Raw genomic sequence first — 20,729 nt, forward strand, 5'->3', positions numbered from 1 at the left:
TACCTATTTCGACTTAATATAATTTTGACCATCCGCTGCTGGAGCAACAGATTTTCCAAAGAACAGAACTAAAACTAAAATGGTAATTACGTAAGGGGCAATTTGCATATAAACAGCAGGGATGTGGCTAAAGAATGGTAATTGATTGCCAATAATGCTGATGCTTTGAGCAAAGCCAAAGAAGAGTGACGCTAGCATTGCACCTAATGGATTCCACTTACCAAAAATCATAGCGGCTAGCGCCATAAAACCTTGCCCGACGATAGTAGAAACTGAAAAGTTGCCTGAAATTGCTTCTGCAAATACTGCACCGCCTATTCCACCTAAAAAGCCGGATATTAACACGCCGGCATAGCGCATACCATAAACATTAATTCCTAAAGTATCTGCGGCTTGCGGATTTTCACCACAAGAGCGCAGGCGTAACCCAAAGCGGGTTTTATATAAAATCCACCATAACAAAATTGACACAATTATTGCCAACCACGCAGGCGCTGAAGTATTTTGAAAGAAGATAGGACCAATGACAGGGATATTAGCCAAGCCAGGAAAGCTAAAGTAACCGAAACTTTGAGTAATATTTTCAGTTTGCCCCTTATCATAAATTGCTTTGATTAAAAACACTCCCAGTGGTGGTGCCATGAGGTTAAGCACTGTTCCGCTGATAATGTGATCAGCATGAAAATTAATGGTAGCAACCGCGTGCAGCAATGAAAAGAGCAAACCTACAATACCGCCGACAAAAAGACCAAGCCAAGGAGTTGCCTTACCAAAAGTAGAAGCAAATGTCAGGTTAAACACAATAGCGGAAAAAGCACCCATTGTCATTATTCCTTCAAGACCAATGTTGGTAATCCCCGAGTTTTCGCTATAAACTCCGCCTAAAGCTGTAAAGATCAGTGGTGCTGAATACACAAAAGTTGATGACACAATTAGCGCTAAAATTGAAACTAAATTCATTAATTTTGTCCTCCTTGAGCCTTAGTGGAACTCATCACCACATTTTCCGACTTTTTTTCTGTGCCCTCAGTTTGTTCTTGAATTGCTTTAGCCTTTTTGGTTTTAAATAAGAGACCAATGACATACTGAATTGCAACGAAGAAAATAATAGCAGCAATTACTATTGAAACAATCTCATAAGGAATACCGGCAATGGTCTGCATCCCTAAGCCACCAATTTTTAAAATAGAAAATAGTAAAGATGCTAAAAGAATACCAACAGCCGTGCCCCCGCCAAGAAGAGCTACAGACAAACCGTCCCAGCCAATATCCAGACTAGTTGTTTGGGTAAAGTAGTTTTGATAAGTACCAAGGCCTTGCACAACACCACCTAGGCCGGCAAAACCGCCAGATAATAACATAGACAGCATGATATTCTTTTTAGCAGACATACCAGCATAGCGACTGGCTGCAGCGTTCGTACCAACCGAACGAATTTCAAAACCAGTAGTAGTTTTCCTCATTAAATACCAGTATAAAAAGACGGCAACCAGAGCAATAAAAATTCCAGCATTAATCCGCGAATCACCAAACATTGAACTGAGCCAATCAATTTTTAAGCTGCCATTAGCAGCAATTGTTTTAGTAGTATCAGTGTCAACCCTTAATTGACCCGGCATAACTTGCTGCATTAAGTACTGGCAAGAATATAGCACAATATAGTTGATCATTATTGTTGTAATTACTTCGTTGGTACCAAATTGAGCGCGCAACCAGCCGGCTACACCGGCAACAAGCGCACCGGCAAGAATACCAGTAAACACAGCTAGCGGAAGCAAAATTACTTTAGGCATGTGCGGGTTGGCAAGAACTACCCAAATGGAAGATAGCCAACCAGCTTGAGCTTGACCGGGTAAACCAATATTGAAAAAGCCGGCAGTTGAAGCAATAGCAAAGCCGATAGCGGTAAAAATCAGTGGCGTAGCTTCACGAATGGTTTCACCAATACCGTTCATGTTACCTAATGCACTAGAAAACATTGAAGCATAAGCTTGAAACGGATTATAGCTCCAAATCAGCATGATGACAGCACCAACAATAAAGCCTGCCAAAATGGAAACAATTGGGACTAGGATTTTCTTAGTTTTTAGTGTTACTTTAAGCAAGTGCGCTGCCTTCTTTCTTAACGCCAGTCATTAATAAACCTAACTCCTCATCACTGGTGTTTTCTGGCCTGACTTCGCCAGAAATACTGCCATCGTGAAGTACAATAATGCGATCGGACAACTGCATAATCTCATCAAGTTCATACGATATTAGCAAAATTGCTTTACCCTGAGCTCGTTCATTTAGAAGTTGATTATGAATGTATTCAATAGCACCAACATCAAGTCCGCGTGTCGGTTGAAAAGCAATAATTAAATTGCTGTTGCGGCTTAGTTCACGGGCAATGATCACTTTTTGTTGATTACCACCGGATAAATCACTGACGGGCACTCTTTCACTTGTCGTTCTAATATCAAATTGCTTAATTAACTTTTGAGCATGTTCATGAATGACATCATAATGCATGACATTGTGGTGTGAAAATGGTTTTTGATAGTAAGTTTGTAACGCCAAATTATCAGAAACAGAAAAAGGTAAAATTAAGCCATATTTTTGCCTGTCAGCAGGAATATATGACACGCCCTTTTCAGTAATTTGACGCACTTTACGGTTGGTCATATCTTCACCGTCGATGATAATTTTGCCAGAATGAACATGCTGCAAGCCCGTTAACACCCTCGCCAGTTCATCTTGACCGTTGCCGTCAATACCGGCAACTCCCAAAATCTCACCAGCATGTAAATCAAAGGACATTCCCTTAATTACAGCAACGTTTTGTTTGTTTTTAACTTGTAAATTTTCAACTTGCAACATTGTCTTACCAACTTTTTCAGTTGGTTTATTAAGCTCCATGTTAACGTGGCGACCAACCATCAATTCTGCCAACCGGTTATTATCAACGTTAGCGACATCAAAAGTCCCTACGCTGCGACCAGCCCGAATAACAGTCACACGGTCAGCTGAACGCTCAATTTCTTCCAATTTATGAGTAATTAAAATAATCGATTTGCCCTCTTTAGCTAGCTCGTGCAAAATTTGAATAAATTCAGTAATTTCTTGTGGAGTTAAAACCGCAGTGGGTTCATCAAAAATCATAATATCGGCACCACGATACAAAACTTTAAGTATTTCCACTCTCTGTTGTTGTGCCACAGTAATTTCACTTATTTTTTTCTGAGGATCAACATTTAAGTTATAGCGTTCAGATAAAGCTTTAATCTGCTGCTGTGCCTTTTTTAAATCTAATTTGGGACCCTTAGTTGTTTCGTGACCCAAAATAATATTTTCTAATACGGTAAAAGATTCCATCAACATAAAATGTTGGTGAACCATGCCTATACCCAAATCTTTTGCGACAGTTGGATTTTTAATGTTAACTTTTTGTCCGCGAACCAAAATAGAACCTGAAGTTGGGGTCATTAAGCCAGATAAAATACTCATTAAAGTTGACTTACCTGCACCATTTTCCCCTAATAAAGCCAAAATCTCACCCTTTTTCAAAGTCAGATTAATATCGTTATTGGCTTTAAAACCATTAAAATCCTTAACAATATGGCGCATTTCTATTACGTTCGTCATATTTTCCATTTTATGTTAATTTCCTTTTTTGTAAAAAACTCTTTGCATAAGAATACACAAAGAGTTTTAATCAATAATTTACTTTATTTCTGCGCTACTTTTATTTTCCCTGAAACTACTTGCTGCTTGGCTTTTTCTACTGCAAGCCAAGCTTTTGATGTAAGATTACCCTTCATAATCGAAACACCGTTGTCCTTTAATGAATAGACAAGATGTTTCCCTCCGGGGAATTTGCCATCAGCAGCATCATCAGCTAAAGATTTGGTCACTACGTTTAAACCCTTTAGAACAGAAGTTAAAGTAAAGTTAGCCTTTTTACCATCCTTGGATTTATAGTTGCCTAAGTTTGTCTGGTCTACGTCAGCTCCAATTACCCAAACTTTCTTACTTTCCGGTTTAGTTTGATTAAGTGCTTTAGCTTCTTGGAAAACACCGTTACCCGCATTTCCGGCAGCTTGGAATATTACATCACATTTGTCGGCATACATTGATTGCGCGATCGACTTTGCCTTATCAGTTGAAGTAAAGTTACCGATATATTGGATGCTGACAGTTATTTTTTTATGTTGAGCTTTAGCAGCATCTTTTACGCCTTGTTTGAAACCTGCTTCAAAAGTATCAATGACAGCTGATTTAGCTCCACCAATGAAACCAACTTTATTAGTTTTGGTTGAATAAGCAGCAGCTACACCACCCAGATAAGATGATTCATTGCTCTTGAAAGTAACAGATGCTACATTTTTTTGACCAGGTACTACATCGTCAACGATTACAAAATTTTTCTTAGGATTTTTCTTAGCAGCAGCCTTAACTGAATCTTTTAACATATAACCGATACCAAAAATAGTTTGGTAACCAGATTTGGCAGCTTGATTAAAGTTAGGCGTGTAGTCAGCTGCACTGCTTGATTGAAAATATTGATAGCCTTTGCCTTGCTTAAGGTTATGTTCTTTACCGTAATCCTTGAATCCAGCCCAAGCATTTTGGTTGAAAGATTGATCGTTAATACCATTACTATCTGTAATTAAAGCAATGCTATCCTTCTTATTTTGATTGCCTGTTCCCTGTTTTTTTCCCGAACAAGCATTCAAAAGCAAAGTGAACGAAGCCACCATTATTCCTAATGACAAAAATTTCGTAAATTTCTTACCCATGATATCACCCTCCACAAAATACGAACTTTTCAATACCAATATTATAATAAAATACGTATTAATTCAAGATATATTTTTTTGTGGTTGTTTATAGGTAAAAATGTTGGCATATTGCGAACTATTTACTTGGATGGAGTGGGACTTTGATATTACCCTTAATAATTTCAGTGCGTGCCTGACGCGAATATTGCCATGCTTTTTCACTAATTTGTCCGCGTTTGATGGAAACACCATTAGTTTTCAAACCGTAAACTAACTGTTGACCACCAGGGAATTTTCCGTTATATGCACGATTAGAAATGTCCCGTGTTGCTACATTTACACCAGTGATAACTGAAGTCAAAACAAAGTTATCTTTTTTACCGTCTTTAGCCTTGTAGTTGCCTAAATGAGATTGGTCAGAATCAACCCCAATAGCCCAAACCTTTTTGGCAGCTGTTCTTGTCTGATTAATTGACTTAGCCTCTTGGAACAGACCATTACCAGCTAAACCAGAAGCATGGAAGATAATATCTGCCTTTTTGGCATACATCGACTGCGCAATTGCCTTCTCTTTATCGGCACTCTTGAAATCACCTACATATTGATTTAACAGCGTAATCTTTTTATGCAATTTTTTAGCTTGGTCATGAACGCCTTTAGTAAAACCGGCATCAAACAAGTCAATAATATTGCCGTGAGCGCCACCAATGAAACCAATGACGTTAGTCTTTGTTTCCGTTGCTGCAACTACACCTGCCAAATAAGAAGCTTGCTCACTCTTGAAATTAGCTGAGGCCACATTCTTTTGCCCCTTAATTACTTCATCAACAATGACGTAGTTCTTTTTCGGATTCTTTTTAGCCGCTGCTTTAACAGCATCTTTTAAGCTATAGCCAATGCCAAATATCGTTTGGTAACCGGCTTTACTTGCCTGATCAAAATTGGGCTCAAAATCTGCTGCGCTACCAGATTGAAAGTACTGGTAACCATTACGCCCGCGATTAAGATGATGATCTTTGCCATATTCCTTAAAGCCTTCCCAAGCAGACTGATTAAAAGAATTATCGTTAACACCCGCGGTATCAGTAATTAAAGCAATTGAGTGCTTGGCACTATTACTTGAATTATTGCTGCCACCTTGTTTTTTTCCTGCACATGCTGTCAGTGCCAGACCAGCTGCAACTGCCGCTAGACTAATGGAAAAGATTTTTTTGATTTTTGACTTCATATTTTGACCTCCTGTAAATATCAACAGTAATAACATACCATATTTAGTGGCTATGTCAAAGATGGGCTACAATATGGAGTGTTGATCTATCAACGTTCTCATTTTTCATGAAAATGAATGTAAACTACATGTTATTCTTTTTTGTATACAACAAAGAAAAAATCCAAAAATTTTCGTATAGAAATGTTTTAATCCATTGTTAATCTAATTTTTCTGAGAGATTATAATCTGCAATGCTATTTCTGATAGCAATTGCTTTTTTAAAATAATAATCCATATTTTTAATAAATTTATTCCACTCGACCACAGTTATATAACTACTATTTCCGTGATAGACTTTTTTACCTGATACAAAGTCGACCATTGGTTCTTTGAGATTAAACATATTCCGAGCAATGATTTTGAAAGTCCGATTAACTGATATGTTGCGTACTAGGTGTTGCTGGTTATTTTGGTCAATATATTTCCAATAGTTAACAAAGTAATTATATTTACCGGAAACATTAGGTAGTACAACTGCGATAATGGCGTTAGGCAAAGTCCTTTTAGCTATTTTTGTCCGCGTTTTTAGTGACTGAGCAATCTCCCACGGTATCCACTGGTTTTTTTCTGCCTGCGCAAGATTAACCATATTGGGAGAAATCAAAACCAACGTAATTGACGAATCCCAAATCTTTTTTGCTAAACATTTTCTGATAGCTTCATCTGTGAGTCCACTGTAATCTTCATTGGCAATTTCTGCTTTATTTACGTCATCCCCGCTGAAACTAATTTTTTGCAAATAATCAACATAATCTCTGGGGGTCTGATTTTTACCGCCTTCTAGTTTGGCAACATCATGATCCTGATATTTATAAGATACAAAAATTTTATAACCCAATTTTTATTTTTCCTTTTAAATTAATCATACAGACAATAATCGTGTAAACCTAAAATTATTATATAGTAATTGAGCGCAACTATCAGTACAATATGATATAGCTAATTTACGAAAATCGACTTTTGGTATATAACCATATTTAACAAGCAGTCTCTTATATGCATAAGAAAATAAAGGATTAAGAATGACACTATATAAAACTCTTTATCAATCTCAATTAGGCAGCATTACGCTATTAAGCAACCAGCATTATTTATTAGGACTATGGTTTAACGATCAAAAATATTTTGGCGCCAACTACCAATTAACCAGCGTTAAAAGTTCTGTTAATAAACCAATTAAACTAGCTTTAAATTGGCTTTCTGCATATTTTGCCGGTCAAAATCCTGACCCACAGACTGTTCCTATTAAGCCCAATGTGTCAGTGTTTTCCCAGCAAGTACTTAAAGAATTACAAAAAGTGCCTTACGGTGAACTGGTTACTTATAAAGAATTATCCGACCGCGTGCAAAAAGGACAAAAAGATAAAGTAAATAAAGCACGAGCTATCGGTGCTGCGATCAAACATAACCCCATTAGTTTAATTATCCCCTGTCATCGGGTAATCGGCAGCAATGGCTCTTTAACCGGTTACGCTGGCGGTTTAGACCGTAAAAGAGCGCTGCTAAAAATGGAAAATCCTCAAATTAAATTTTCTCAGCAATTGGCTTTTTTATAAAAACGCAAAAAAGCTGCATGAGGCTACACGCAGTTTAAACATTCCATTCAGCCATAAATTCTGTCACATAATTACGCATAAATTCTGTTCTTTTTTGTGCTTCTTTTTTTCCACTAGCAGTATTCATTAAGTCAGCCAAATGAAATAATTTTTCGTAGAAATGGTTAATTGTTGTTTCTGTGTGTTCACGGTACTGATCGTGACTTACAAGCTTCTGTGGTTTAATTTTCGGATCATAGATCACATTGCCATGAGCGCCGCCGTAAGTAAAAGCACGAGCAATACCAATTGCACCCAAACTCTCAATGCGGTCAGCATCTTGCACGTATTCTCCAGATACTGGTAACTGATAGTGGTGCTCGATATTAGCGGAAAACGACATATGTTGCATAGTAAATAAAATATCTTTAGTTTCTAACGAGGTAAAACCTGCTTGGGGAAGCAATTCTTTAATATCAGCTAAAACTTGGTCAGGGTTCGCACAAATTTTTTCGTCAATAGTGTCATGCAAATATCCTGCAGCTTGAATAATAGCGACCATGCGGCTATCTGTATGTGCATCGGGATTGTCCTGCAAATACATCTTGCTGGCCAAATGTGCTACCCGTTGACCATGATAAAAATCATGACCGGTTTTTTCATCTTGCAGCTGCTTTTTGACAAATTCAGTAACTTTAGTTAAATCCAAATTAATTTCCTTCCCAATCAATAAATTATTTTTATTAAAACTAGCAATAAAGAAGTTTATATTACAATTTTCTTATGCTCATTGCTTTTAAAATATCTCACTAGTTTTAACTTTTTAGAATGCCACCATATTATTCCTGCTTTAGAGTTGATTTAAAGCAACTATTTTTGTTTTTTTGACTACAAAAAAGATAGACCTAAAGTATAGTAATCAATAGTACTTGCTTAATAGTCTATCCCTTTTTGTTAATTTGACCAAACTTTCTTTCATATTAGTCAAAATGCACTAACAAAGCTTGGTATAAATAATAGTAGAATGCTACATTAATGTGATGTTTTATATCCAGTTTGGCTATTCACAAACTCTGTTACCTGATTCATACCTTCACTGAATTCAGGAGTTGATTTGGAATAAAACAACACTTTACTCCCTGAGAAATAATCTTCAACTGCATGAAAAATAATTAACCACTCGTCTAGATCTATGATTTTTTTATTTTTTGATCTTGTCCATCTATTTTCCTGCCAACTTTTACCCCATTCTGTAATACCACCAAACAGATCATTGTAATCAGTAACAAAAAGTAATTTATGTCTATCTATTTGTAAATTAATTAATCCAGTCATTGCTTGAATAATAGCTTCTAAAGTCATTCTATTTTGTGAAAATCCTTTTAACTCGGTATTGGAATGGTCTTCATATTGCTTATCAGGTGTTTTAATATAATACATCCAAGCAGATTTATCATCACTTTTAGCTTCACTATTTCCATTACTGCAGCCACCCTTAACATATATGATTGCTGCAAAATCTTCATTTTCACTACCGAAACCATCATATGGCTGTAACAAAAAATTTTTTAAACCAATTGATTTTTCGTCTAAGTCCTTTTTTATGACTATTTTCTCGTTCATGGCTTTTTCCTTCTGTTCTTGATAAAGTTCTTACTAAAATTAACTACATATCTAACTTTTTATGAGCCGGTTTAAATTTATGGCTCTTAGTAATTGTGCCAATGTGATCATATTTAACTGTTGCCCGTTTAAATTGACTCAAATCTTCGGTCTTAATATAACTCACAACTAATTCACCATTTGGCACGTAGTTGTATAGCGGATAATAATTTTCGTAGGTATCAGTGCCGTCAACTCTAAATTTTATTGGCGTAAGCCCAATCCAGAAGCCCTTATACTTACCACGTGTCTGCCCATCTTCTTTGAGGGTAACAGTAAAGGTGGCATCTTCTTTATTACTATAAATGACATTTTCTTCGGTAAATGCGCGACCATATTCATTATCTAATTCTGTGTAACCATTCCAGGCGTTTGCCAAAGAACCAAGATAATCATGTACTGTAGCATGACCTTTTTTAAACTTGTAGCCATAAGGCACATGACAATACTCTGCTGGAATCATGTACTTTGTTTTTCCATCTCTGTTTTCAATATTGCTGATGAAATAACGTTTACCAGCAATTGTTCCGGCACCTACAAAAATATCCCAGTCATCAACTCCTGGGTCAGACTTAGTTCCTGTCCTTTTATGTGATTTAAGATAGCGATATGCTTCAACATTATCGCCAGGAACAAAGCTGGCATACCACTTTCTTGCTTTAATATAATGAGCACCAGGTTTTTTAGAGAGCTTCTGTAACTTGTTAAAATCCTTGGTCGTTGCAACTGGTAAAGGCGGTAGCGGCTTGGCAGCAACTGGTTGAGAATTCAAGCCAACTAGCGCAGCAGAGCCTACGGACAGCATCACTCCCACAATTAACAGTTTCTTGATTGATTTGATCTTCTTCATAGCAGATAAACTTCCTTACTTTAAGATATAACTTAATTTTTCCTATATTAGATTACATACCTAACACTATTAGTTATATAATTAACTAGCAATTTAAGCAATATAAAAAAGCAATTAATCACATTTATTTGTACTTTGCCTAACGCATTGTTCATCAAAAGCATTGCTGGCTTTAATTCTACTAAAATTTTTTACAACTTAGTGAAGGACCTAAATAGTTTTGGATAAAGCAATTATTATTAATAAAAAATAACCTTCACTTATCTAAATCATAATTTGATAAATTAAGGTTATTAAAAATTAAGCCACTTCCCAGATTTGAACTGAGGACCTCCTCCTTACCACGGCGGTGCTCTACCTCCTGAGCTAAAGTGGCAAAATCAAACTCAACAAAAAAGTATTCACTCTCGTGAAGTGAATACTTCAAATAATACTATATCTAGTCATTATCTGCAATAAATCTCACAGCTGTACCATAAGCAACAACGGATTGCATGTCGCCACCAATCGAGCCTGAGTCAAAACGCATCATTACGATTGCGTCTGCACCTACATCTGCAGCACTTTGCCGTAACCTTTCCAATGCCTGACTGCGTGAATCTTCAAGCATTTTGGTATAACTCCGAATTTCCCCACCAACCATTGACTTGAGACCTGCGCCAAAATCTTTAACAAAATTTTTGGACTGCGTAGTTAAACCAAATACCTCACCAATAATTTCATATTTTTTACCTGGTATATTTTCGGTAGTCGTTACTAAAATATCACTTCGAGCCATTTTTTACTCTCCTATCAAGATAATTTAAAGTGCTTTAATATCAGAAAAGTATGAAGTTTTAGCACTTCTTTGTCAAATTGCCGTTATTATTTTAGCGGCAATTTCAGGTGGCATTAAATTAATTTGAGTTAAATCAGCACTTGCCACCCATTCTGGCTGATAAACGTTAGACTTACTTGAGCGTTCCTTTTCTTCGCCGCTGATTGCAGGTGCGACTATGTACGGTATTTCAGTGTAAAAGAATTCTTCGTTTGCTTCACTTGTAAAAAAATGCGTTAGAGCAGCTGGCTTTAATTGAAGATCCAATTCCTCTCCTATTTCCCTGATTGCAGTAGCCACCGGAGTTTCATTTTCTTCTGCGCCACCACCTGGAACCACCCAGTAATCACGCCCATTTTTAAACCTGTGGATCAATAAAAATGCTTTATGTTCTGGATTATAAAGTATTACCCGTGCACGCATTTTTCCCTCCTAAATTAAAAAATGATGTGTTTCTTATTATACTCTCTTAATTGAAGTTAAAAAAGGGCAGTTGCGAAAATAGTAACTGCCTCTTTTAAACTAATCTTTAATTGTAACTAAAGTATATTTTCTTTTACCTTTTCTAATAATGACATATTTACCATCAAATGCCTTAGCAGGATCAACTTCAAAATCTACCGACTGCTCACGGTCTCCGTTCACATAAATTGCTCCATTAGTCACATCTTCACGAGCTTGACGCTTGGAAGATTCGATTTGGGTATCAACTAAAAAGTCCACAATATTTTTGCTCTGAGACGATGCCTCAGCCGCTGGTGCGCTCTTTAACCCTTCCTCAATTTGCTTGACCGACAAATTCTTAATGTCACCGGAAAACAGTGCGTCGGTAATCATTTCTGCCTCTTTTAAGCCTTCTTCACCGTGAACAAATTTTGTTACTTCTCTAGCGAGTGTCTTTTGCGCTGTTCGCTTCCACGGCTCTGATTTGACTTGCTCTGCCAGATCGTCTATTTCTTCATGGCTAAGGAAAGTAAAGTATTTCAAATATTTAACTACATCCCGATCATCTTGATTGATCCAGAATTGATAAAATTCATAAGGGCTGGTTTTTTCAGGATCAAGCCAAACAGCTCCACCAGCAGATTTACCAAACTTGGTACCGTCAGCTTTCAACATTAATGGGATCGTTAAACCAAATGCCTGTCTGTCTGAACCCATCAACTTGTGAATTAGGTCAATTCCCGCTGTAATATTGCCCCACTGATCACTACCACCAATTTGCATTTGGACACCATAGTTTTTATTCAATTGGTAAAAATCAATAGCCTGTAAAATTTGGTAAGAAAATTCGGTAAAGGAAATACCATTTTCCAAACGGCTGGCAACTACATCCTTATTAATCATGTTGTTCACTTGGAAGTGTTTACCATATTCACGTAAAAATTCGATTAGACTTAATTTATCAAGCCATTCTGCGTTATTAACGATTTCAAAGTTTTCAGTACCAAACAATTTTTCCATTTGCTTGGTAAGAGCTACTTCGTTTTCATGCAATTTTTCAGCACTAAGAAGTACCCGCTCGGATTTGCGTCCTGAAGGATCACCAATTGTTCCTGTACCACCACCAATAACAATCACAGGGTGATAGCCCGCAAGTTGGAACCTTTTCAAAATCATGAAGGGAATAAGGTGACCAATATGAAGGGAATCACCTGTAGGATCGGTACCACAATATAGTGCCAAGTTATCATGTTCTTGCAAATATTTAGTCAGTCCAGCTTCATCAGTCTGCTGGTTAATAGCTCCACGCCACTTTAAATCTTCTAAAATATCAAAGTTTGCCATCTTTTTCCTCCAACAAAAAAGTCCCTAGATTCAATTGATGAATCTAGGGACGACTAGTTATTTTTAGCCGTGGTACCACCCACATTTACACTATTACTAAGTGCCTTAATTGTGGTCTATACGGGAACCACCCTACTCGTATTTCGCCATGCACGACCTGCCTAGCTCTCACCAACCGCTAGTTCTCTGAACTCTGAATCGTGATACTACTTAAATTTGTTATAAACGATAATACTCATTTTTTCTTAATAAGTCAATATCAATTTGTTACTTGTAAAAGCCTTTAATCTTTAAACCATAAGCTTTACCAGCCGTCATATCGTATTGAACGGTCTCATAATCAGCTAAAATTTCTTGCTGCTTTTTAGTCAGATATTTTGGTTCAATTACCTGACCCTTGCGACCAATTAATTCGAAGCCTTTATCGCCTTTAAAGTTAATGGTAATTGCTGGCAGTCTCTTATGTACCTCAGTCAAAAGTGCCTGGTAAGGCGTCACTTTAGAATCAGTCTGTTCAAGCATCATAGCGATAAAGTCGCTGGAACTGACAAAATTATTTGCCTTACGCGGCAGTCTCTTTTTAGCACCATGTTGACGCGCATATTTGTTGGAATAGATAAAGTAGCGTGTTGAGTGCATTTGTACCGGGTATTTAGCAGTATAACTTTGAGAAAGGATACTTGGATAGTGGTCACCGTAAAAGACTAAAGTAATTGGTTTCTTAATTTGATCAATTTGCTGGATAAACTGCTTAACTGCCTTGTCAGTGTATTGCGTTCCCTTAACGTAAGTAGCCATTTGATCACGAACTGCTGGCGATTTGAATAACTCTCCCGAAATCTTGCCCATGTATTCGTTATTTGGATACCAATTGTTATATGGCATGTGGTTTTGAATTGAAATCAGGTTGATAAACTGTCCGCCATCGCGGGAATTGATTTCTTTTAGACCGTTAGCATAGGTAGTAAAGTCAGAGTTATAACCACTCTTACCCAATTTCTTTTGGTCAATAACCTTATATTTTGAACCAACATAGATAAACTTATCAAATTTAAACCTATGATAATCTTCTTGTCTTGAGTAATACGTACCAATAAATGGGTGGACAGCAGATTTATAATCGAAGTTCATCCCTATTGTTGGGTAAAAATCATAGTTCGGCACAATTTGAACATAAGGAGTCAAAGTAGACTTGAACATACCCATATTCAAACCGGTTAGAGTCTCCCACTCCATGTTGGCAGTACCACCACCATAACCGGCACTCAGCATATTGCCGTATGTGGAACGTGACTTCATCGACTCAATAAACTTAACTGGATTTGGTACATCACGGTCAAACCTGATTGTTGGGAAAGTATTTGGATCAACAAAACTTTCACTCAAGTTAAAGACAATGGTTTGGTCCTTAAGATCGTTTTTACGTTTCTTATTAATCTTAGCCGCTACTTTTTCGTATTTGGTGTTGAGCTGTTTAATACTTTTTTCCGAATAACCCTCGGGTTGATCCATAATTTGCAAGTCAATATAATTCAAGAAATTAAGAACAGGCCCATTTACTTGAATATCTCGTTCAGGGTTACGGAATCTTTGTTTATTATCAAAACCACGGTTGATGTGATAAATAACTCCGCCATCATGATTGAAGCGTAATGGCGTTACAAACAATAGTAAACTGAGCAATGCCCAAATTCCACGTCTCTTCCAAGAGCCGCGCTTTTTAATAGGAACTTTGCATTCCAAGAAAATATCAAGGGCAATTACAATAACTATAGCTACTAAAATCACAATGACAGTAGTCTTGCCAACCATTGGAATTAGGGTTTTCCAGTTAACAATTTCACTGATTTCAGTCGGGTAAATAGGTTCTCCCCGAAGTAGCAGCTTAATTTTATTTGCGACAGCCCAGCCAATGGCAATCAAACTTACTAAAATGTTTGAAGTCCAGTAACGCGTTGTTACAAAGTAAAATACGGAAAACAACGCATCAAGAAAGATAGTCGTCAAAATCATGGCAAAGAATTTAGTGCCGAGAAGGTAAACTATCGCATTAATTGTTGAAGCTGTACTTATTTGAATTCGTAAATTATCTGATTCAATTAGAAAAGAGCCGAAACTTAAGATATAGAACCAAGCCCAAGTAAGTAAGTTGACCCGATTGGTAATAACAAATTTGGTAAAAATTGACCAGATTTTTTCACAAATTTTGGCTAAATTAGGTTCATTATCTAAATAATTAATGATCTTAGCAAATGGCGTAATTTGGAATAAATAGCGTTTTAGCACCATATACCAGAGGACAACGATTACCAACATAACCACTATCATGATCAATTTATTGATAGTAGACGAGTCAGTAAAGCGGAATGCGTTCATAAATCTCGGAGAAATTGGCGCATCCATAATCATAATTACTGGAATAAAGTAGCGGGCTTGCGTTTTAGTAAAAGTTAAAATTACCTTTTTAAGTAATAAAAATGCCGCTACAACTAGTAAAAACATAAACGGCGAAGAAGGGTTGTTGAGAAATTCCCGGTTCCAGTCGCCCCCGCCATTACCTGAAATAATCTGCGACCAATAAACCGCATCAAAGCCTGAAACGCCAATCACCACAATGAAGAAGGAGAGAAAACCGCTGATTAAAGATAGCGTTAATATCTTCTTACTAATGTGGATATGAGCTAAAAACATGCCCCAGGCAAAGAACAAAACAAGATATAGGCCATAAAGTGAGTATTGGAAAGATAGGTTACCAGCACTTAGGGCAAAGCCTAATAATGTTAATAAACTTAGTACCAGCAGGTTTTGTTTAATATTTAATTTATGCAGTAAATCAAAAAGATACGGTTGAATTAACAAGCAAAAAAACAAACCGGAGAATAAAACTGAGGTACTGGTAATGATCGGGAATAACATGCCCCAAACGCGCCACATATTAAAGCGTGTAGGAACTATAAAGAAGAAAAAGATGTAATAAACAATCAAAGTTACACTGGCTAACAACCAATATTTGAAACTTTCACTAACACTCTCTTTTTTCTTGCTGTAAATAGCCCCAAAGACCATGGGTACCAACATTAACGTCGCATTATGCAACATATTAGGCATAAAACGGACAAATGAATAGTGTGCCCTAGCAGCAATACCTTTCAAACTGAACATTTGCACGAGCATGAATAGAGTTGCCACTAATAAGCAAATTATCTGAATAGCTTTTAAAGATTTTTTGTTTTTACTCATATTTCTAGTTATATTCCTCACTAAAAATGTTGCTATTAATTATCGCGTTTAATACCCAATTTCTTTTTAATTGTGTATAAAACATCAACTTTTTTGCCGTTGCCAGTAAAAAAGTCACGTAGATCAGATCTGAATTTGAAAATCATAATCGACGTCATCAGCAATAATACTAATCCGGCTTCTTTGATCTTTATTAGTTCATATAAACTGAACAATATTATAAAAATTATCGGAGGAACCGTCAAATTTTGTAATGTTATTAAAAGAAACAGGGCAACTAATAATGTAATTGCAGCTGTTCTTGTGTCATAAACGGCAGCTACTAAAACAGCTACTGTTACGCCCTTGCCGCCTTTAAAATGCTCCCAAAAAGGAAAGCAATGGCCCAGCATTAAGCCTAAGCCAGCATATACCAGAGCAATTTTGCTTGAAAAAATATGATGCACAATTAAAAGACAAATAAGTGTTTTTAGAATATCACCTAAACAAGTGATTATGCCCCATTTTTTTCCAAACACGGCTCCCACATTTGCCGTTCCAGGATTGCCAGAACCTACTTGGGTAGGATCTTGGTTCAAAGCAAAACGACAAACTAGTACCGCAGCCAATAAGCAGCCAAACGCATAACCAATTATGATCGACCACAAACGCATTATTAATAGTCACCTTCTCCCTGAGAATTTTGGTTTTGATAATCATCATAAATCTGGTAATCTTGACTATCAGGATTTTTAAAATCAAAGCCCGCAATTTTATTACGCTTATTTTGATAAGTTTCATTATTGTTAACCGTGGTCAAAGGTAACCCTAATTCAGCACGTAAATAGTCGGAAACGCGTTGCAGTTCTCTAGTAGATTGCACTTGGTAAGAAGCACCATTTATCGTAGCATTGTGACCATGAAGGTAATCATTTTTGACGTTCTTAGTTGCATCTTGGTAATTAAAAACAATCTGTCTTAGTGCATCAAAGGGTAAGTTGGTTTTAACGCTGCCAGAGATTGATTCTAGGACTGAATCTAGTTTAGTAAGAGTGTTCAGCGATACTGCTTTTTTAATAATAGTTGTAATTACCTGACGTTGACGTTTTTGGCGCCCATAATCGCCTGCCGGATCGTCATAGCGCATGCGCGCATAAGCTAAAGCACCACCACCACCCATATGAGTCAACTGGTTTTTCTTAAAAATATAGCCACCATATTCAAAGCTAAGAGTTGGCCTGATATTGATACCACCAACATAACGGATCAGGCGCATAATACCTTTCATATTAACTAGAGCATAATATTTAATAGGTACATTTACCAACTTTGAAACACTTGCCATTGACATCGCAGCTCCGCCTATAGGATAGGCTGCATTTATTTTTTTTACTTGAAATTCATCTGCGCCCACCATTTCTGCCATTGTATCACGCGGTACAGACATCAATGTATAGCGCTTTTTTTGCGGATTAACTACTGCAATAATAATTGTGTCAGTGTTACCATTTTTTTCTTCGCGGTCAAGAGCGCCTGTATCAGTGCCCATCAGCAATACCGCAAATTTTTTCTTTCCGTCAAACTCACCATTTTTAACTTGAACACGATTACTGCTGTCATAGGCATCATCGACAGCATTTTTTGTTCGAAAATAAATATACGCTGAATATACACCAATCGCCGTAATTAAAAGAGCTGTGATACTTAACACCCAGGCCAGAAGACGTCTCTTTTTATGGTAATCTCTCTCATGTAATTCAACCCGACTTTGACTCGGATGATTATCGTTGTGATCCATAACTTTTTATTACCCAAAATTTAATTACAATGAGTACATTATAGCAAAAAAACAAGCCGCTGTCGGTTTGTTACACACCTTATTAAAAATATTACAATGTTTAACTCAAGGTTAAGGTTAACACTAAATTCTCATCGCTATCACTAGTGAGAATTGAATTGCTGCGTACTGCAGTCACTTCGTTATTTTCTTTAGTAATAATAAAATCCGTTGAAGAAAAGGCCAATTTAGACTTATTTTTAACCACTTCAACTTCATTTGCATTAGCTTTGATAGACCAATCATCAAAAAGAGATACTGTAAATTTTACTGAAAATGGCATATCCTTATGTGAATTATTTTTCAAATAAAATTTAATATCTACCTTGTTCCCATCAATAGCATAAGTTAAAATCACTTCAAAATGAAAGGGAAACTTTTTATAACTAGCAGCATCGTCTATTAAGGCCAAGCTTACACGTGAATCTCCCTTATCAACAATAGTCCACGGCAATAATTCAGCCCAATTTTCTTTTTGGTCCGCTCCTTCAAAGCTGACGTTCAAAGCTTTTTGTTTTTCAGCATCTTTAAAAAAATCTTTTTGATCGTTCTGCGGACTCAGGCTAACTAGCTTTGCACCCTTCTCAGAAACGGCAATCCGCAAAACTGAACTCTCAATTATTTGCATATTTTACTCCCAAACTTTTTCTTCTTCAAAAATAGCACTCAAATAATGCTGCTGTCAATTTGAGTTAAAATCTAAGGCGGTATAATTATGATAAATAAATATTTTATGAAAAAAGATTATACTGCCGCTGGCTTAATAGTGGTATAAAAAATGCTCTTTTTATTTACTTTTCATTTTGAGCTTATTTGAAAGCACTTTTTAATAAAAGAAGCTAAAATTATTAGCAAAATCAATTTAGATATATTATAATTAACTTGTTCCCGAAAATTATAAAAGTTTTTGGAACAAGTTAATAAAAAGAGCATCCCAAGGAATTGGGATGCTTTTTTTGTCTATTATATTTCGTAATTAATACGATCACGCGAGGCTTCAGTTAAGTCTGCAGAAACTGGTGCAACAAAGGAACCATCATCTGGTAATTCAATATCACTAATCTTGCTGACTTTAGGCAAAATCTGTTTGTTGTACAAACGGCTGGCAAGGGTGTCAGCAGCCATCTTCATTGATTCACGTAAACCTTGTCCTTCTGTTATTCCTCCTTTAACATCAGGAAATTTAATCACATATATATCATTTTCCAGTGGCTTAAAAATAGCCGGATACGTCACAACTTTATGGTTCATCCTAAACCTCCTCATTTGCGCTTTCTTCTATCATAATATACCCAAAATAGCCAAAAGAAGAAATAATTATAAAAAAATTATTCTTTTGCACAAAAAAACGCTGAAAAAATGTTCTTTTCAACGTTTTTTACATTTTATTTATTATTCTTTTTAAATAGTCTCCAACCACTTAGAATGACCGTAATAAAGCAAATAATCATTGAAATATTAAAGACTACGTGCATACCATAAATGAAAATCTCCGGCTGCTTAGGCAAGTAAGTCGTGACCCGACTGCCTTTTGCCATACTCATTGCCGCAAATAATACCGTAGTAGCACTAGATATTCCGATAACCATACCTAAATTACGTGACAAGGAATTGATACTGCCGGCAACACCTAAATCTTTCTGCTCAACTGACCCCATTACCAACGAGTTATTGGGTGAACTGAATATTCCACTACCTAGTCCCATAATTGCAATACTTATTATAAAGAGCCAGATGGAAGATTTTAAGTTGCACAGCATGTAACCAATTTGACTGATTAACAGCAAAACTAATCCGATAAAGGTAATTAATTTGGGCCCGATTTTATCAGAAAGAGAACCTGCCACTGGAGCCGCAAACAATTGTACTACAGGTAAAATCATTAAAATATAACCGGTTTGACTTGGAGACAAATGCCGGGCACTTTCTAAGTAAAAAGGTGTAACCACATTAAAGAAAAAATTCGTAATAAAAATTAACAACGCACAAAGCAGGCTAACAGAAAAATCTGGATTTTTAAACAACTTAAATTGTAATAAAGGGTTGGCTGCATGATTTTCGACATACACAAACCAGACAAAACTAACTAGTCCCACTAATAGCATTATAACTACGGGTAATGCGCCAAAACCCAGTTGCTGTCCTAAAAAAATGCCGCCAAACAGTGTAATCATGCCTAAAGCAAAACTGAAAGAACCGGTTTTATCCAGCGCGGTTTTGGTAAATGTAATGTCTTTGGGTAAAAAGATTGCACCAATAACTGCGGCAACCAATCCTACCGGAACATTTAACCAGAAAATATAAGACCAAGACAGGCGACTCAATATCAATCCTCCTAGACCAGGACCTGCAATTGAACCCAGCGCTACAAAGGAGCCAATAGTTCCCAAAGCCTTGCCTCTTTCAGTACTTGGAAAAATTTCAGTAATAATGCCGTTGTTGGTTGCCATAGTCATGGCAGCTCCAAATGCTTGAATAGCCCTTGCTAGCAGCAAAAATAGCAAATTAATTCTGAAACCTGATAATAACGAGCCAGCAATGAAGAAAATTGCGCCTAGACGAAAAATCTTAATCTTACCGTATATGTCACCTAGCTTCCCAAAAAACAGGATAAAACTGCAAACCACAATTAAATATAAGGAAACAACCCATTCTGACTGACTCATAGGGATGTGCAGATCACTACTAATTACGGGTAAAGCAATATTCACAATTGTGCCGTCTAAAGTTGACATAAATGTAAAAAGCCCAACTGCAACTAGTATCCACCACCGATTTTTTTGTACCTTGATATCTGTTTGATAACTAATTTTTTGTGTCATTTATTTATCTCCATTTCAATTTAGTTAGGTACCTTAATAGTTTGAATTATACTCTTTTTTTCTCAGCTGCCAAGTAAAAAACAACTGCATATATTATGCAGTTGTTTTTGCAACATGAAGAATGTCTCGACTTACAGTCAAAATAAAGTTTGGACTAGATTTTGTAATA

At 36.5% G+C, this 20,729-nt stretch carries 19 protein-coding genes and 1 tRNA gene; 1 reads left to right on the forward strand and 19 read right to left on the reverse strand.

Going from position 1 to position 20,729, the window contains the following annotated elements:
- Positions 1-3: 3 nt before the first annotated feature.
- The 6 genes from DLD54_RS07260 to DLD54_RS07285 all read right to left on the reverse strand — a co-directional run bounded on the left by DLD54_RS07260 (position 4) and on the right by DLD54_RS07285 (position 6,868).
- Positions 4-960 carry an ABC transporter permease gene (locus DLD54_RS07260; protein ID WP_038524064.1) on the reverse strand — a complete coding sequence of 319 codons (957 nt, stop codon included), beginning with the start codon at positions 958-960 and terminating at the stop codon, positions 4-6.
- Entirely contained in the window at positions 960-2,105 is a 1,146-nt protein-coding gene (locus tag DLD54_RS07265) for an ABC transporter permease (RefSeq protein ID WP_109918751.1), read from the reverse strand. Before DLD54_RS07265 ends, DLD54_RS07260 begins: the two co-directional genes overlap by 1 nt.
- Positions 2,098-3,633, reverse strand: a complete 1,536-nt coding sequence (locus tag DLD54_RS07270; RefSeq protein ID WP_109918752.1) for an ABC transporter ATP-binding protein — start codon at positions 3,631-3,633, stop codon at positions 2,098-2,100. The genes DLD54_RS07265 and DLD54_RS07270 overlap by 8 nt, the downstream gene beginning before the upstream one ends.
- 74 nt (positions 3,634-3,707) lie before the next feature.
- Positions 3,708-4,778, reverse strand: coding sequence for a BMP family lipoprotein (locus DLD54_RS07275; RefSeq protein ID WP_038524069.1), 1,071 nt, complete (start codon positions 4,776-4,778; stop codon positions 3,708-3,710).
- A gap of 118 nt (positions 4,779-4,896) precedes the next feature.
- Positions 4,897-5,988, reverse strand: coding sequence for a BMP family lipoprotein (locus DLD54_RS07280; RefSeq protein WP_109918753.1), 1,092 nt, complete (start codon positions 5,986-5,988; stop codon positions 4,897-4,899).
- Positions 5,989-6,187: 199 nt separating this feature from the next.
- Positions 6,188-6,868, reverse strand: coding sequence for a TIR domain-containing protein (locus DLD54_RS07285; RefSeq protein WP_109918754.1), 681 nt, complete (start codon positions 6,866-6,868; stop codon positions 6,188-6,190).
- A gap of 184 nt (positions 6,869-7,052) precedes the next feature.
- On the opposite strand from DLD54_RS07285, the gene DLD54_RS07290 reads away from it, so the two are divergent.
- Positions 7,053-7,586, forward strand: a complete 534-nt coding sequence (locus tag DLD54_RS07290) for a methylated-DNA--[protein]-cysteine S-methyltransferase (RefSeq protein ID WP_109918755.1) — start codon at positions 7,053-7,055, stop codon at positions 7,584-7,586.
- A 34-nt stretch (positions 7,587-7,620) separates the two neighbouring features.
- Here the strand turns inward: DLD54_RS07290 and DLD54_RS07295 are convergent, their stop codons facing one another.
- The 13 genes from DLD54_RS07295 to DLD54_RS07355 all read right to left on the reverse strand — a co-directional run bounded on the left by DLD54_RS07295 (position 7,621) and on the right by DLD54_RS07355 (position 20,560).
- Positions 7,621-8,274 carry an HD domain-containing protein gene (locus DLD54_RS07295; protein WP_109918756.1) on the reverse strand — a complete coding sequence of 218 codons (654 nt, stop codon included), beginning with the start codon at positions 8,272-8,274 and terminating at the stop codon, positions 7,621-7,623.
- A gap of 323 nt (positions 8,275-8,597) precedes the next feature.
- A complete protein-coding gene (locus DLD54_RS07300) occupies positions 8,598-9,188 on the reverse strand; it encodes an RNase H family protein (protein WP_109918757.1) in 591 nt (196 codons plus the stop codon).
- 43 nt (positions 9,189-9,231) lie between these two features.
- Positions 9,232-10,077, reverse strand: coding sequence for a hypothetical protein (locus DLD54_RS07305; RefSeq protein ID WP_109918758.1), 846 nt, complete (start codon positions 10,075-10,077; stop codon positions 9,232-9,234).
- Between the two features lie 303 nt (positions 10,078-10,380).
- Positions 10,381-10,453 (reverse strand) — tRNA-Thr (locus DLD54_RS07310).
- A gap of 63 nt (positions 10,454-10,516) precedes the next feature.
- On the reverse strand, positions 10,517-10,855 hold the full coding sequence (locus tag DLD54_RS07315) for a heavy metal-binding domain-containing protein (protein WP_109918759.1): 339 nt from the start codon (positions 10,853-10,855) through the stop codon (positions 10,517-10,519).
- 72 nt (positions 10,856-10,927) lie between these two features.
- A complete protein-coding gene (locus tag DLD54_RS07320; RefSeq protein ID WP_109918760.1) occupies positions 10,928-11,317 on the reverse strand; it encodes an NUDIX domain-containing protein in 390 nt (129 codons plus the stop codon).
- 99 nt (positions 11,318-11,416) lie between these two features.
- The gene (gene tyrS / locus DLD54_RS07325) at positions 11,417-12,682 is read right to left on the reverse strand and encodes a tyrosine--tRNA ligase (RefSeq protein ID WP_109918761.1); all 1,266 of its coding nucleotides are present in this window, start codon (positions 12,680-12,682) and stop codon (positions 11,417-11,419) included.
- Between the two features lie 267 nt (positions 12,683-12,949).
- Positions 12,950-15,922: an LTA synthase family protein gene (locus DLD54_RS07330; RefSeq protein ID WP_109918762.1), complete on the reverse strand. Its 2,973-nt coding sequence runs from the start codon at positions 15,920-15,922 to the stop codon at positions 12,950-12,952.
- A 35-nt stretch (positions 15,923-15,957) separates the two neighbouring features.
- Positions 15,958-16,578 (reverse strand): glycerol-3-phosphate acyltransferase, encoded by a 621-nt coding sequence (locus DLD54_RS07335; protein ID WP_109918763.1) that lies wholly within the window; start codon positions 16,576-16,578, stop codon positions 15,958-15,960.
- Positions 16,578-17,699, reverse strand: coding sequence for an LCP family glycopolymer transferase (locus DLD54_RS07340; protein ID WP_109918764.1), 1,122 nt, complete (start codon positions 17,697-17,699; stop codon positions 16,578-16,580). Before DLD54_RS07340 ends, DLD54_RS07335 begins: the two co-directional genes overlap by 1 nt.
- Positions 17,700-17,799: 100 nt before the next feature.
- Complete coding sequence (locus tag DLD54_RS07345; protein ID WP_109918765.1) at positions 17,800-18,366, reverse strand: aldose epimerase family protein; 567 nt, start codon at positions 18,364-18,366, stop codon at positions 17,800-17,802.
- A 335-nt stretch (positions 18,367-18,701) separates the two neighbouring features.
- Positions 18,702-18,989 (reverse strand): type II toxin-antitoxin system HicB family antitoxin, encoded by a 288-nt coding sequence (locus tag DLD54_RS07350; RefSeq protein ID WP_046327593.1) that lies wholly within the window; start codon positions 18,987-18,989, stop codon positions 18,702-18,704.
- Positions 18,990-19,123: 134 nt separating this feature from the next.
- A complete protein-coding gene (locus DLD54_RS07355; RefSeq protein ID WP_109918766.1) occupies positions 19,124-20,560 on the reverse strand; it encodes an MFS transporter in 1,437 nt (478 codons plus the stop codon).
- Positions 20,561-20,729 lie beyond the last annotated feature (169 nt).

Origin of the sequence: Lactobacillus helsingborgensis, assembly GCF_003173695.1 — a bacterium.
GTDB lineage: Bacteria > Bacillota > Bacilli > Lactobacillales > Lactobacillaceae > Lactobacillus > Lactobacillus helsingborgensis.